We start from the raw sequence: 15319 nt of genomic DNA, 5'->3' as shown, positions 1-15319 counted from the left end.
ATGTCGATTACCGGGTCTTTTTGATCAGGTCAAAATCCCGCAGGGCCACGTAGGGGTTCCAGTATTCACGTACGGACTGGATCTGCCCGTCCTTGGCCATGTGCAAAATGGCGATGAAGGTCTGATGGTAGGGCTTGCCACTGGAGCGAATCACACCGTCGCTGGTGTATTCAAAGACATAAGTGCCCTTTTCAGTGGTCTCAAGCAAGGTCCAGGTCTTAGGGTCGCTGTACCTCAAGTTGCCCATTTGCTTACTGAAGTTGGTGAAGTAATCGGTCATCTCCTGGCGGCCCTTGTTCACGCGTTTGAAGCCCGCATTCGGGAAGTCATCCACTGGCGCATAGGTCAGCTCGTAAGTGCCATCCTTTGCGTAGTACTTGGCCATTTCGGCCGGATGCTCCGACCATCCATCCAGGCTACGCCAGTAGAAGTCAGCCACGTCGGCCTTGGTGTACCCCGGCGACAGGTAGTAAAAGCCGCCCTGTTCCTTGATTGCTGCTTTGGGTTGAGCGTTAACCCCGGCGGCAAAGACTGCCGTGGTGACCAGCACACCCAGTAACCATCCACGAAGACTCATCATGTTTATTACCTCACTCTCGATTGACTAACGGGTTGATTCGGCTTTATTGCGGGCGCAACTTTCCCGATGCGGTCATGGCCTGACAGCACGGGGGCAAGGTGTGGCTCAATGGGGCATGCGCAGGACGGCCTTGATGGTTTCGCCGCAATGGATATCCGCGATCGCCTGGTTGATCTGCGCCAGATCGTAAAAGCGGATCATTTTGTCTACCGGGAAACGCCCTTGCTGGAACAACGCCACCAGTCGAGGCAGGAAGACTGAAGGTGCCGCGTCGCCCATGATGCTGCCGCGCACCACTCGGCCCCGGATCAGTTGCATGACATCCAGAGACAGTTGGGTCCCGGGTGCGACCACGCCGGTCAGCACGGCCTCCCCACCCTCTTCCAGGACGTTGACAGCGCTGGTCATCACGCCAACATGACCGGCGCATTCGACGGCGTATTTCACGCCCTTGCCGGCGGTCAGCGCCATGATCTGTTGCACCGAGTCACCCTGACTCGCATCAATCAGGTGAGTCGCCCCCATCTCTTGGGCAACCGCCAGGCGTGACGCTTGCGTGTCTACCGCGATGATCGGGTTGCAACCGATAGCCCGCGCCGCCATGACCGCACTCAGGCCCACCGCACCCATGCCAAACACAGCGATGGCAGTACCAGGCGCCGGTTTCAGGGTATTCATCACCGCCCCGGCGCCGGTCATCACGCCGCAGGCAAAGGGCCCCAAAAACTCCAGTGGCGCGTCATCTGCAACCTTGACGAGGCTGCTGGCGGTTACCACCGCGTAGCTGGCGAACGAAGACTGGCCGAAAAAGTGGCTGTGCACCGGCCGCCCATTGTCATGCAATGACACCGAGCCATCAGCACGAGAGGCTTTCCAGTTGTAGTCAAAATGCTCATCGCAGTACGTCGGCAGGCCACTGGCGCAGTGGCCGCATTGACCACAGAAGCCCAGGGACAGGATGACCTTGTCACCCACCTGTACATGGCTGACATTCGGTCCGACGTGCTCGACGATACCGGCACCTTCATGACCGAGCACAACGGGCATCGCGACCGCGATCTGTTGGTCACGTACGGCGAGGTCGGTGTGGCAGATGCCGGTGGCGATGATTTTGACCCGGACTTCGCCGCTGCGTGGTGTGTCCAGTTGCAACTGGCGCAGGTCAAACAGTGGGCCTTTGCCTTCGGTAACGGCAGCCAGGATTCTCATGGCGTTTTTTCTCTGCAACGTCAGTGGCTTGACACTGGTTACCGGAGTAACCAGTCGTTGAAGCCAGACTAACGGGCAGATCCACCGGCAGCTTTACCTTACCTGCTGTTGTATTGACGCTTCTTGCGCAATGAGCGGCGTCTAGGGACGACGCAGCTCACTGGCGGACTGCCCGACAACCCGGCGAAACGCTCGAGAAAATTGACTGGCACCGGCAAACCCGGTGTCCAGGGCAATGTCCAGCAGGCTGCGGTCAGTGGTGGTAATCAAGTGCTTGGCCCGGTTGACCCGACACAGCAACAGGTACTGGTACGGTGACATCCCGAAGGTGCGTCGGAATACTCGGGAAAAATGGTAGGGGCTGAGGTTAACGATGTTCGACAAGTCGGCCAGGCGCACCTCATTGGCCAGGGACGCTTCAATGTATTCGGTCAAGCGCTGGCGTTGCACCAGACCCAACTCACCCGTGTTGCTCGGCGAGGTATCGGGCAACTGCTGCAGTGCTCGCACTTCCTGCATCAACAGCATGACCAACGTTTCCAGGTACAACGTATCGGTCTTGCCGTCACGTACCACCTGATCCAGGCGCTTGAGCAGCCCTCGCAGGAATCCGTCATGACAGCTGATCAGCGGCCTGAGATCCTTTTGGGCGCGATAGGTCGGACAGACCTCGGCCAATTGATCCTCATCAACCGACACCAGTACATAGCCAATCCTGGCGCGCGCCCCAGTCCAGCCTTCGAACGATGACCCGGCCGGAATAAAGTCAATGACCTGATCCAGAGCCCGGGCACCGGCTTGCCGCAAGCCGTCGATACTGACCTCGCCATCACTGACCGAACCTTGCCGATAAAGCACAAACTGGTGCTGTTGGCGGCGCATTTCAAACTGGTGAGGACGATGCGCCACCTGCACGCACTCGATAGCGCCCCAGGGCGGCAGCGCACGGTGGATCATTTGCGAAATCCCCGGCGGCGTGTACGTCAGGCCTTCGGGCTCGCTCTCCACCGCTTCGTCGAGAAACGCCTGAACATCGGCATGGGGTGAAGAGGACATCCAGCGCTCCCGGGTGGAATTCGGTAAGGTATTAATTAAATGGCCGCTACTTTCGTTTATCAGTCAGGCCAGTCATTACGCCATTTTCCCTGCCCGGACAGTATGCCGGGCATACCCCAGAGAACGCGAACCCCAATGATTGAAACTCGATATGCCAGCGCACTGCTCATCTCCAGCCTCCTCCTGAGCGGGTGCGCCTCCCTGCCAGCCTCCAACACTTCGGGCGAGCACCTGCCGCTGATCGTGGCACACCGGGGTGGCACGGCGGACTTTCCGGAGAACACGCTGCTGGCAATCAACAATGCCCTGCGCAATAACGTCGATATGCTTTGGCTCACAGTGCAACTGAGCCGTGATCAGATCCCCGTGCTGTACCGGCCAGCGGACCTGAGCGCCAACACCAACGGTTCAGGCGCGGTGGCCGAGAAAACCCTGGCCCAGTTGCAACAGCTCAATGCCGGCTGGCAGTTCAAACAGGATGCGGCCAATGGCCAGGTACTATTTCCTTATCGCGAGCACCCGGTGACGTTGCCGTCATTGCAGCAAGCGTTGGCGGCCGTTCCAGCCAATATTACGATCATCCTCGACATGAAGGCCCTGCCTGCCGATACCCAGGCCAAGGCGGTGGCGCAAGTACTGGAACGCAACCAGGCATGGAACCGGGTGCTGATTTACTCCACGGATGCCAGCTACCAGCAGGCTTTCGCGCAGTACCCAAAGGCCCGTCTGTTTGAATCCAGGGATCAGACCCGCGACCGCTTGGCCAGTGTCGCTCTGGCCCACAATTGCCAACCGGCACCGCAAATGGGGAGCTGGGTAGCGTTTGAATATCAGCGCAAGGTCGAACTGGTGGAAACCTTTACCCTTGGGGAAGCACGTTCAGCGGTCAATGCCAAGTTGTGGACACCCCAGGCCATCGACTGTTTCCAGTCCAGGGGCAAGGTGAATATCCTGACGATTGGCGTTAACAGTGAGGAAGACTATCGGGCTGCGGCGTGCCTGAACGTCGACGCGGTGCTGGTGGATTCGCCTCGCACGATGCAAGGCGTGAAGCAGCGGCTCGAATGGCCGCTGCGGTGTGACTGACGATCAGCTCTGCTTGTAGCCGCGCACGTCATCCACGCCACGATTGGCCAACTGGTCGGCCCGCTCGTTGCCTGGATGGCCGATGTGCCCGCGCACCCATTTCCAGGTGATGTTGTGGCGGTTGCACTGCTCATCCAGCAACTGCCACAGGTCGGCGTTCTTCACCGGCTCCTTGGCGGCGGTTTTCCAGCCGCGCTTTTTCCAGTTGACCATCCACTCGTTGATGCCCTTCATGACGTATTGCGAGTCCGTCACCAGCAGCACATCGCAGCGGCGCTTGAGTTCTTCGAGGCCACGAATGGCGCCCATCAGCTCCATGCGGTTGTTGGTGGTATTGGCTTCGCCGCCCCACAACTCCTTCTCCACGCCCTTGCACACCAGCAAGGCGCCCCAGCCGCCCGGACCAGGATTGCCCTTGCAGGCGCCGTCGGTAAAGAGTTCTACGCTATCGGTCATTACGCTATCCATCAAAGCGGGTTGCCGGCAATCGACCGGCAGCTCCCGAGGTCGAACACTACGACCAAAATTTCAGAAAAATGATTTATGGCTCGCTGGAGCGACGGTTGACCTTGGCCAGGGGCATCGGCACCAGTTTACCCATGGGCTCACGCCGGACCTGGCTCACCGGCCGCAGCCCGACCACGATCTTGCGGGCCACCAGCAGGTAGAAACCGCCACCGGACAACTGCCAGGCACCGGCCCGGCGCTCCCAGCCAGCCAAACGGCCCTGCCACTTGGGCGAGGCAAGCGGCGGACGATAGCACCCGAAGCGGCGTTTCTCCAGCGCGAAACCCAGCAGGTTCAACCAGTCGCTGACCCGCGAGGGTGAGATGCAGCGGGCCTGGCTCAATGCGTCATGGGCAAAGACGTGCCGCAGGCCCCATGAACTCCAGGGGTTGATGCCGACGATCAATAAATGGCCGCCAGGACGCACGGCGCTGGCCGCTTCACGCAGCAACCCATGGGGTGACAGGCAGAAATCCAGGCCATGCTGCATCACCACCACATCGGCCGCGTGCTCGCTCAAGGGCCAGGCCTGTTCCTCGCACACAATCTCGACCCCGGGCAACGGCGCGCCCAGGCGTACATTGCGCTGCACCTGGCGCGCGGGCGGCGGTGTCTGGGCCGATGGGCCGTAATGCACCAGGTAGCCACCGAAGAAGCGCTCCAGCTCTTCTTCAAGCATCAACCGCTCTTGTTCCAGCAGAAATTGCCCGATCGGCCCGGACAGCCATTCACGGGCTGCGCTGATCAAGGCCAGCCATTCGGGATCGGCCTGGGCGAACGCTTTATCAGTCATTGCATTCTCCAACTCGCCAAGACGTTCTAAGATGCACCAATGTGTTCAGCTTGGCGAATAGAAGAATGATACAGATCAGTGCCCTGCCCGCCTTCACCGATAACTACATCTGGTTGTTACAAGACCATCGCAGCCATCGTTGCGCGGTGGTCGATCCCGGCGATGCCGCGCCCGTGCTGGCGTGGCTTGCACAGCACCCGGACTGGTCCCTCAGCGACATCCTGGTGACTCACCATCATCCTGACCACGTGGGCGGGGTCGAACAGCTCAAGCAAGTCTCAGGCGCCAAGGTCTATGGCCCGGCCAACGAAAAGATCCCGGCCCGTGACGTTGCGCTCAACGATAACGACCAGATCGAGGTGCTGGGCTGGGACTTCGACGTGCTCGCCGTACCGGGCCATACCCTCGGCCATATAGCCTTTTATCATCATGGCTTGCTGTTCTGCGGCGATACACTGTTCGCCGCCGGTTGTGGGCGCTTGTTCGAAGGCACACCGGAGCAGATGTACAACTCCCTTGAGCGCCTGGCCGCCCTGCCGGCCGACACGCTGGTCTACTGCACCCACGAATACACACAAAGTAACCTGCGTTTTGCCCAGGCCGTGGAACCGGATAACACCGATATCGCCGAACGGGTGGCAAAAGTCAGCCAACTCCGGGCAGGCGGCAAGATGACTCTGCCCTCGACCCTGGCCCTGGAAAAACTGACCAACCCTTTTTTGCGCACCGCTGAAACATCCGTTAAACAAAAAGCGGACGAGCGGAATGGCCGCGATAACCGCTCTGGGAGCGAGGTGTTTGCTAGCTTGCGCGCTTGGAAAGATACGTTCTAAGCAGACAGGTTCTGATACAAAATTTCTGAGTGGTTGACCGGAACCGAAGCGCTTTCTAGAATCGCCCGACATTTTTGCCCGGAACTAACTTCCAGCCAATGTCGTCATCTATTCGTAAATCCAACCATTCAGACGCATTGACCCGCCTGGCTCAAGCCATTGCGGTGGCTGTATCCGCAACTCTGGCGGGCTGCCAAACCACCAATTACGCTGCACAATCCACCGTGCAACCCAAACCTGTCTTAACTGCCAAGATCAAGCAAAAACCCCTTTGGCTCTCAGAGAAGCCAAGCCCTCAGGTGCCCCAGGATGTCTGGGAGCGCATGCGCCAGGGGTTCCAATTGCAGGACGGCGTCGGCGTCAACCCGCGTATCGAGCAACAACGCCTATGGTTCGCCAGCAACCCCTCTTTCCTGGAGAACGCCGGCGAACGCGGCAGTCTCTATATTCATTACATCGTCGAGCGCCTTGAAGAGCGCAACATGCCCCTGGAGCTGGCGCTGCTGCCAGTCATTGAAAGTGCCTACAACCCAATGGCCTATTCACGCAGCGATGCGGTTGGCCTGTGGCAGTTCATTCCCTCCACCGGGCGCTACTTCAACCTGCGCCAGACCCGCGCCTACGATGGCCGTCGCGATATCACCGCCTCCACCACTGCTGCCCTGGACTATCTGACACGTCTGCATGATATGTTCAACGGCGACTGGTTGCTGGCCCTGGCGGCCTATAACGCGGGTGAAGGCACGGTCAGCCGGGCCATCGAACGTAACGAAAAGCTCGGTCTGCCCACCGACTACTGGAACCTGCCACTGCCCCAGGAAACCAAGGACTACGTGCCCAAGTTCCTGGCGCTGTCCCAAGTGGTGCTGGCTCCCGAGGCCTACGGCGTCAACCTGAACCCGATTGCCAACGCGCCGTACTTCGAGATGGTTGAAGTCAAGCAAAGCATGGACCTGTCCCGGGTCGCCGCGCTGGCCGAGATCGACGAAGACGAACTGTTCCAGCTCAACCCGGCCTTCAAGCAACGCACTACCCTGGACGGCCCCCAGCATTTGCTGGTGCCCACCTCCAAGGCGCAATTGCTGGCCAGTAGCCTGTCCTCGATGAACCCCGAGGAGTTGTTGAGCCTGCGCCCGAAAAAGCCGGTGTTCGACGAGGTCGAGCACAAGGCCGTGGCCGGCCGCTCGCGCAGCTACAAGGTCAAGAGCGGTGACAACCTGACGCTGATTGCCAAGGCCAACAAGGTCGACGTGCATGACCTGCAGCGCTGGAACAAGCTCAATGGCCAGGCCTTGAAAGTCGGCCAGACCCTGGTGATGCAGGACACCCGCAAAGTCGTGGCCAAGGCTGGCGGCAAGAAGCCGGTGCAGTACAAGGTCAAGAAAGGTGACTCGCTGTACATGGTTGCCAAGCGCTTCAACGTCGAGATGCAACATCTCAAGCGTTGGAACCCACGCACTGGCCAGGCGCTGAAGCCGGGGCAGATGCTGGTGGTGTCCGGGCCGCGCTGATCCCTTGTGGGAGCGGGCTTGCTCGCGAAAGCGGTGCATCAGGTGATACATTTTTCGCCTGACGCACCGCTTTCGCGAGCAAGCCCGCTCCCACATTGATTTTTGTCATTTTCAACAGCCTTTTTCCAAGTGGAACAAGCTGTTACTGTACCGATCATAAAGCCCAAGCCGCCTGGATCGGATCTCTGACTTGAAGCGTCCCCTCCTTCTACTAATAAGTCTGGCCTTGAGCTTTAGTGCGAACGCGACCATTACCGAGAACCACGGTTATGCGCAGTTCGGTACGCTCAAGTACCCGGCCAAATTCACCCACTTCGATTGGGTAAACCCCGCAGCGCCCAAGGGCGGCACCTTGCGGGTCATGGCCTTTGGCACGTTTGACACCCTCAATCCCTACACATTCAAGGGCTCAAGCCCGGTCTCCACCGCCAACTTCCTGCAATACGGAGTCAATGAGCTCAACGAGCCGTTGATGGTCGGCACCGGGCAGTACGCCCCTTCCGGCGACGAGCCCACGTCCAGTTATGGCCTGATAGCCCAATCGGTGGAATACAGCGAGGATCGCAGTTGGGTGGTGTTCAACCTGCGCCCGCAAGCGCGCTTCCATGACGGCAAGCCCATCACCGCCGACGATGTAGCGTTTTCCTATCGCACATTGCTGACCGAAGGCCATCCGCAATACCGCACCAATTTGCAGGAAGTGGCCCGGGTGGACGTACTCAACCCCCACCGCATCCGCTTCGTGTTCAAGCGCGCCGGCAACCCACTGTTGATCCTGCGCCTGGGCGAGTTGCCGGTGCTGCCCCAGCATTACTGGAAGAACCGCGACTTCAAGGCCACCACCTTCGAACCGCCACTGGGCAGCGGGCCGTATCGGATCAGCCAGGTCCAGCCAGGCCGGCAACTGGTGTTCGAACGGGTCAAGGATTATTGGGGCAAGGACCTGCCGGTCAATCGCGGGTTCTACAACTACGACAAAGTCGAGGTGGAGTTCTACCGCGACAGCGACGTGGCCTTCGAAGCGTTCAAGGCTGGCGAATTCGATATCTATATCGAGCACCAAGCCAAGAACTGGGCCAATGGCTACAACTTCCCGGCAGTCAACCGTGGCGAGGTGATCAAGGCGCAGATCGCCCACCAGATCCCGACCCAGAGCCAGGGCCTGTTCATGAACAGCCGCCGCGCCACGTTCAGCCAGGCCAAGGTGCGTGAAGCACTGGGGCTGATGTTCGATTTCGAGTGGACCAACCGCACCCTGTTCAGCGGCGCCTATAAACGCACCTTGAGCTACTACCCCAACAGCGAGTTCTCGGCCAGCGGCCTGCCGGTGGGCCATGAATGGCTGATGCTCTCGCCCTATCGCGATCAACTGCCGGCCAATCTGTTTACCCAGGCCTTCAGCCTGCCGCAGACCGACGGCCGAGGCATCCCCAGGGAGACCTTGCGCCGCGCCCTCGGCTTGTTGGCAGAAGGCGGCTGGAAACTTTCCGGTCAGCGCCTGCTCAATAGCGACGGGCAGCCGCTGCGTTTCGAGATCCTGCTGGTCAATCCGAACCTGGAGCGGATTCTGCAACCTTATGTCGAAAACCTGCGCAGCATCGGCATCGATGCGCGCTTGCGCACTGTGGATCGTGCGCAGTACAAGCAGCGCCTCGACCAGTTCGACTTCGACATGATCCTGATGACCCTCAACCAGACTCTCAGCCCCGGCCTTGAACAGTGGCAGTACTTCCACTCCACCCAGGCCGGGATCAAGGGCAGCAAGAATTACGCAGGCATCGCCAACCCGGTGGTCGACCACCTGCTGGAACAATTGCTCGCCGCGCAGACCCGCGACCAGCAAGTCGCCGCCGGCCGGGCCCTGGACCGGGTCCTGCTGTGGCAGCACTACAGTATTCCCAATTGGTATCTCAACTATCATCGCCTGGCGTACCGTAACCGGTTCGCCTTCGTCACCACGCCGCCCTATAGCCTGGGCCTGAGCGCATGGTGGCTGAAAGCTTCGGAGAAACCCCAATGATGGCTTTGCGTACTGCGATTATCAGTGGCCTGTTGTTGTGCACCCAGGCTGTTGCCGCCCCTCAACATGCCTTGACCCTGTATGACGAGCCGCCCAAGTACCCGGCCAATTTCAAGCATGTCGACTACGTCAATCCCGACGCGCCCAAGGGCGGCACTTTTCGCGAGTCGGCCATGGGCAGCTTCGACAGCCTCAACCCGTTTATCAGCAAAGGCGTGCCCGCCGACAATATTGGCCTGGTCTTCGACACCCTGGCCCAGCAAGGCCTGGACGAGCCCATCACCGAGTACGGCCTGATCGCCGGCAAGATCGAAAAAGCCCCCGATAACAGCTGGGTACGCTTTTACCTGCGCCCCGAAGCACGCTTCCACGATGGCCATCCGGTACACGCCGAAGACGTGGTGTTCACCTTTGAAACCCTGATCAAGCAAGGCAGCCCCATCTACCGCACCTACTACGCTGACGTCGCCGAAGTGGTGGCCGAAGACCCGCTGCGGGTGCTGTTCAAGTTCAAACACACCAGCAACCGTGAGCTGCCGCTGATCCTCGGCCAGTTGCCCGTACTGCCCAAGCATTGGTGGGCCGGGCGCGACTTTGCCAAAAGCAGCCTGGAGATTCCGCTGGGCAGCGGCCCGTACAAGGTGGCCGAGGTCAAGCCGGGGCGTTCGATCCGCTACGAGCGGGTCAAGGATTACTGGGCCAAGGACCTGCCGATCAACAAGGGCCTGTACAACTTCGATTACCGCATCAGCGATTACTATCGCGACAACACCGTGGCCCTGGAAGCCCTCAAGGCCGGGCAATTCGACTACTGGCAGGAAACCACGGCCAAGAACTGGGCCAATGCCTACAACGTCCCGGCCGTCGCCGAGGGGCGGTTGATCAAGGAAGAACTGCCCAACGGCAATCCCACCGGGATGCAGGGTTTTGTGTTCAATATCCGCAAGCCGATGTTCCAGGACGTGCGGGTGCGCAAGGCCATCAGCCTGCTGCTGGACTTTGAATGGAGCAACAAGCAACTGTTCAACGGCGCCTACACCCGCACCCGTAGCTACTTCGAAAACTCGGACATGGCTGCCACCGGCCTGCCCGGCCCCGCCGAACTGGCGATTCTCGAACCGCTGCGCGGCCGAATCCCGCCGCAAGCGTTCACCGAAGCCTTCGCACCGCCCAAAACCGATGCCAGCGGCATGATCCGCACCCAGCAGCGCGAAGCCTACCAACTGTTGCAGGAAGCCGGCTGGCGCATCGTCGACGACAAGATGGTCGATACCAACGGCAAACCGGTGAGCATCGAATTCATGCTGTTCCAGACCGACTTCGAGCGCATCCTGCTGCCCTTCAAGCGCAACCTGGCAGACCTGGGTATCGAGTTGGTGATCCGCCGGGTCGACGTCTCGCAGTACGTCAATCGCGTACGCTCGCGGGATTTCGACATGATGGTCGGCAGTTTCCCGCAGTCCTCCTCACCGGGTAACGAACAGCGTGAATTCTGGCAAACGAGCAGTGCCGACAACCCCGGCAGCCGCAACTACATCGGCCTCAGGGATCCGGCCATCGACGAATTGGTGGAACAGTTGATCAACGCCGACTCACGCAACAGCCTGGTGGCCCACGCCAAGGCCCTGGACCGGGTACTGCAGTTTGGCTACTACGTGATCCCCAACTGGCACATCAAGACTTACCGCGTGGCCTATTGGAATCACCTTGGCCACCCCAAGGTCCCGCCGCGCTATGACGTGGGCATCAATACCTGGTGGATCAAACCCCACACGCCGCCGGCAATGACGCCGCCCACAGACACCAGCGCCGACCCGGCGAGCGGAGGCGACTGACCATGCTGGCTTATATTTTTCGCAGGTTGCTGCTGATCATTCCGACGCTGTTTGGCATCTTGCTGATCAACTTTGTCATCATCCAGGCCGCGCCCGGCGGCCCGGTGGAGCAAATGATCGCCAAGCTCGAAGGCTTTGAAGGTGCCACCAGCCGCATCGCCGGTGGCGGCGCCGAAGTCTCGGTGGCCGGCTCCAGCTACCGTGGTGCCCAGGGCCTGGACCCGACGCTGATCAAGGAAATCGAGAAGATGTACGGCTTCGACAAGTCGGCGCCGGAACGCTTGTGGATCATGGTCAAGAACTACGCCCGGCTGGACTTTGGCGACAGCTTCTTTCGCGATGCCAAGGTCATCGACCTGATCAAGGAGAAGATGCCGGTGTCCATTTCCCTCGGGTTATGGAGCACCCTGATCATGTACCTGGTCTCGATCCCCCTGGGGATCGCCAAGGCCACCCGACATGGCAGCCACTTTGATGTGTGGACCAGTTCGGCGATCATCGTCGGCTATGCGATCCCGGCGTTCCTGTTTGCCATCCTGTTGATCGTGGTGTTTGCCGGCGGCAGTTATTTCGACTGGTTTCCCCTGCGCGGGCTGACATCCAACAACTTTGACGAACTGAGCTGGGGCGGCAAGATCCTCGACTACTTCTGGCACCTGGCACTGCCGGTCACGGCCCTGGTGATCGGTAACTTCGCCACCATGACGTTACTGACCAAGAACAGCTTTCTCGATGAAATCAACAAACAGTACGTGATCACCGCCAAGGCCAAGGGCCTGACCAATCACCGCGTGCTCTACGGCCACGTATTCCGCAACGCCATGTTGTTGGTGATCGCAGGCTTCCCTTCGGCGTTTATCGGGATCTTCTTTACCGGCTCGCTGCTGGTGGAAGTGATTTTCTCCCTCGACGGCCTGGGCCTGATGAGCTTTGAAGCCGCGATCAACCGCGATTACCCGGTGGTGTTCGGCACCCTGTTTATCTTCACCCTGCTGGGGTTGGTGGTGAAACTGATTGGTGATTTGACCTACACCCTGGTCGACCCACGCATCGACTTCGAAAGCCGGGAGCATTGAGATGAATCTATCCCCCCTCAATCGCCGCCGTTTCGAACGTTTCAAGGCCAACAAGCGCGGCTGGTGGTCGCTGTGGCTGTTCCTGATCCTGTTTGGCCTGAGCCTGGGCGCCGAGTTGATCGCCAATGACAAGCCGCTGGCGGTGCATTACGACGGCGACTGGTACTTCCCGGCACTCAAGCGCTACCCGGAAACCGCCTTCGGCGGTGAGTTCCCCCTGGAAGCCAACTACAAAAGCCCGTACATCCGCGAACTGCTCAAGGCCAAGGATGCCTGGACGCTTTGGGCGCCGATCCCCTACAGCTACCAGAGCATCAACTACGACCTGAAAGTCCCGGCACCGGCACCGCCTTCGGCCGATAACCTGCTGGGCACCGATGACCAGGGCCGGGATGTGCTGGCGCGGGTGATCTATGGCTTTCGGGTCTCGGTGCTGTTTGCCCTGACCCTCACGGTATTGAGCTCGATCATCGGCGTGGCGGCCGGCGCCTTGCAGGGCTTCTATGGCGGCTGGGTCGACTTGGCCGGCCAGCGCTTCCTGGAAATCTGGTCGGGCTTGCCGGTGCTGTACCTGCTGATCATCCTCGCCAGCTTCGTGCAGCCCAATTTCTGGTGGCTGCTGGGGATCATGCTGCTGTTTTCGTGGATGAGCCTGGTGGACGTGGTGCGCGCCGAATTCCTACGCGGGCGCAACCTGGAATATGTGCGTGCGGCACGGGCGCTGGGCATGCAGAACGGTGCGATCATGTTCCGCCATATCCTGCCCAACGCCATGGTCTCGACCATGACCTTCATGCCCTTCATCTTGACCGGCGCCATCGGCACCCTGACCGCCCTGGACTTCCTCGGCTTCGGCCTGCCCGCCGGCTCGCCGTCCCTGGGCGAACTGGTGGCCCAGGGCAAATCCAACCTACAGGCGCCGTGGCTGGGCATCAGCGCGTTCGCGGTACTGGCGATCATGTTGAGTTTGCTGGTGTTTATCGGCGAGTCCGCTCGCGATGCCTTCGACCCGAGGAAATGAGATGAATCAGGACAATCTGATCGAAGTCCGCGACCTCAGTGTCGAGTTCGTCACCGGCGAGCAGCATCAGCGCGTGGTGGAAAACATCAGCTTCGATATTCGCCGTGGGGAAACCCTGGCCCTGGTCGGCGAAAGCGGCTCCGGCAAATCGGTGACTGCCCACTCGATCCTGCGCCTGCTGCCCTACCCCCTGGCGCGGCATCCGTCCGGCACGATCGGGTATGCCGGGCAGGATCTGCTGACCATGAAAGAAAAACCCTTGCGCCAGATCCGTGGCAACCGCATTGCGATGATCTTCCAGGAACCGATGACCTCGCTGAACCCGCTGCACTCCATCGAAAAGCAGATCAACGAAGTGCTGGGCCTGCACAAGGGCCTGACCGGCAAGGCCGCGACCCTGCGCACCCTGGAACTGCTGGAGCTGGTGGGCATTCCCGAGCCGCACAAACGTCTCAAGGCCCTGCCCCATGAACTGTCCGGCGGCCAGCGCCAGCGGGTGATGATCGCCATGGCCCTGGCCAACGAGCCGGAGCTGCTGATCGCCGATGAGCCGACCACGGCCCTGGACGTCACCGTGCAGTTGAAGATCCTCGAACTGCTCAAGGAACTGCAGGCGCGCCTGGGCATGGCGTTGCTGCTGATCAGTCATGACTTGAACCTGGTACGGCGCATTGCCCACCGTGTATGTGTGATGCAGCGCGGTTGCATTGTCGAACAGGCCTCCTGCGAGGAACTGTTCCGCGCCCCCCAGCACCCCTATACCCAGGAACTGCTGGCCGCCGAGCCCAGCGGTGGACCGGCCACCAACGCCATCGGCCCACCGCTGCTGGAAGTCGACGACCTGAAGGTCTGGTTCCCGATCAAGAAAGGCTTTTTGCGCAGCACCGTCGATTACGTCAAGGCGGTGGACGGTATCCACTTCAGCCTGCCCCAGGGGCAGACCCTGGGCATCGTCGGGGAAAGTGGCTCCGGCAAATCCACCCTCGGCCTGGCGATCCTGCGCTTGATCGGCAGCAAGGGCGGGATCCGTTTTGAAGGCCAGCAACTGGACCAACTGACCCAACAACAGGTGCGGCCATTGCGCCGGGAAATGCAAGTGGTGTTCCAGGACCCGTTCGGCAGCCTGAGCCCACGCATGTGCGTCAGCGAGATCGTTGGCGAAGGCTTGCGCATTCACAAGATCGGCACGGCAGCCGAACAGGAAGAGGCGATTATCGCAGCGCTCAAGGAAGTCGGACTGGATCCGCAGACCCGCCACCGCTACCCCCATGAATTCTCCGGCGGCCAGCGCCAGCGCATTGCTATCGCCCGCGCGCTGGTGCTCAAGCCACGCTTGATCCTGCTGGATGAACCAACCTCGGCCCTGGACCGTACGGTACAACGCCAGGTCGTGGAGCTGCTGCGCAACCTGCAGGCCAAGTACAACCTGACCTACTTGTTCATCAGCCACGACCTGGCGGTGGTCAAGGCGCTGAGCCACCAATTGATGGTGGTCAAGCAGGGCCAGGTAGTGGAACAGGGCGATGCCAAAGCCATCTTCGCCGATCCGCAGCATGCCTATACCCGGCAGTTGCTGGAGGCCGCGTTCCTGGTGCCCACAAACATCCGCCACCAATCCCTGTAGGAGCTGGCTTGCCAGCGATGGCGGAGGCACAGGCAACATCTCTGTTGGCTGACCCACCGCTATCGCTGGCAAGCCAGCTCCTACATTCGATCTTCACCAGCCGGGGGATCGCCACCTTTCGCAAAAGCAAACCAATATCATTTGCGCTGCTCACAGGCCTTTGCTTTA

13 protein-coding genes are annotated in these 15319 nt (G+C 60.2%); 8 read left to right on the top strand and 5 right to left on the bottom strand.

The genetic code is table 11. The features are described from left to right. Nucleotides 1-7 precede the first annotated feature (7 nt). From FJD34_RS01100 to FJD34_RS01090, 3 genes are all read right to left on the bottom strand, one after another. A complete protein-coding gene (locus FJD34_RS01100; RefSeq protein ID WP_139115675.1) occupies nt 8-580 on the bottom strand; it encodes a nuclear transport factor 2 family protein in 573 nt (190 codons plus the stop codon). A 105-nt stretch (nt 581-685) separates the two neighbouring features. Continuing rightward, complete coding sequence (locus tag FJD34_RS01095) at nt 686-1789, bottom strand: NAD(P)-dependent alcohol dehydrogenase (protein WP_065943066.1); 1104 nt, start codon at nt 1787-1789, stop codon at nt 686-688. Nucleotides 1790-1930: 141 nt separating this feature from the next. Further along, on the bottom strand, nt 1931-2845 hold the full coding sequence (locus tag FJD34_RS01090) for an AraC family transcriptional regulator (protein ID WP_090291184.1): 915 nt from the start codon (nt 2843-2845) through the stop codon (nt 1931-1933). 135 nt (nt 2846-2980) lie between these two features. Between FJD34_RS01090 and FJD34_RS01085 the strand changes: the two genes are divergently transcribed. After that, on the top strand, nt 2981-3931 hold the full coding sequence (locus FJD34_RS01085) for a glycerophosphodiester phosphodiesterase family protein (RefSeq protein ID WP_090291185.1): 951 nt from the start codon (nt 2981-2983) through the stop codon (nt 3929-3931). A 3-nt stretch (nt 3932-3934) separates the two neighbouring features. Here the strand turns inward: FJD34_RS01085 and rnhA are convergent, their stop codons facing one another. Next, on the bottom strand, nt 3935-4387 hold the full coding sequence (gene rnhA / locus FJD34_RS01080) for a ribonuclease HI (RefSeq protein WP_010171667.1): 453 nt from the start codon (nt 4385-4387) through the stop codon (nt 3935-3937). Nucleotides 4388-4472: 85 nt separating this feature from the next. After that, nucleotides 4473-5231 (bottom strand): class I SAM-dependent methyltransferase, encoded by a 759-nt coding sequence (locus tag FJD34_RS01075; protein WP_065943069.1) that lies wholly within the window; start codon nt 5229-5231, stop codon nt 4473-4475. A 65-nt stretch (nt 5232-5296) separates the two neighbouring features. On the opposite strand from FJD34_RS01075, the gene gloB reads away from it, so the two are divergent. From gloB to FJD34_RS01040, 7 genes are all read left to right on the top strand, one after another. Next, nucleotides 5297-6064 (top strand): hydroxyacylglutathione hydrolase, encoded by a 768-nt coding sequence (gene gloB, locus FJD34_RS01070; protein ID WP_032861214.1) that lies wholly within the window; start codon nt 5297-5299, stop codon nt 6062-6064. Nucleotides 6065-6162: 98 nt separating this feature from the next. After that, on the top strand, nt 6163-7575 hold the full coding sequence (locus FJD34_RS01065; RefSeq protein WP_032861216.1) for a lytic transglycosylase domain-containing protein: 1413 nt from the start codon (nt 6163-6165) through the stop codon (nt 7573-7575). Nucleotides 7576-7765: 190 nt separating this feature from the next. Then, complete coding sequence (locus FJD34_RS01060; RefSeq protein WP_090291186.1) at nt 7766-9595, top strand: extracellular solute-binding protein; 1830 nt, start codon at nt 7766-7768, stop codon at nt 9593-9595. Beyond that, nucleotides 9592-11430: an extracellular solute-binding protein gene (locus FJD34_RS01055; RefSeq protein WP_032861220.1), complete on the top strand. Its 1839-nt coding sequence runs from the start codon at nt 9592-9594 to the stop codon at nt 11428-11430. The genes FJD34_RS01060 and FJD34_RS01055 overlap by 4 nt, the downstream gene beginning before the upstream one ends. A gap of 2 nt (nt 11431-11432) precedes the next feature. After that, nucleotides 11433-12506 (top strand): microcin C ABC transporter permease YejB, encoded by a 1074-nt coding sequence (locus tag FJD34_RS01050; RefSeq protein ID WP_032861221.1) that lies wholly within the window; start codon nt 11433-11435, stop codon nt 12504-12506. Between the two features lies 1 nt (nt 12507). Continuing rightward, complete coding sequence (locus tag FJD34_RS01045; RefSeq protein WP_032861222.1) at nt 12508-13527, top strand: ABC transporter permease; 1020 nt, start codon at nt 12508-12510, stop codon at nt 13525-13527. Nucleotide 13528: 1 nt separating this feature from the next. Then, nucleotides 13529-15151, top strand: coding sequence for an ABC transporter ATP-binding protein (locus FJD34_RS01040; protein WP_090291187.1), 1623 nt, complete (start codon nt 13529-13531; stop codon nt 15149-15151). Nucleotides 15152-15319 lie beyond the last annotated feature (168 nt).

The sequence above is a fragment of the Pseudomonas brenneri genome (genome assembly GCF_007858285.1).
GTDB classification, from domain to species: Bacteria; Pseudomonadota; Gammaproteobacteria; order Pseudomonadales; family Pseudomonadaceae; genus Aquipseudomonas; species Aquipseudomonas brenneri.
This window is presented reverse-complemented; position numbering and strand designations above follow the sequence as displayed.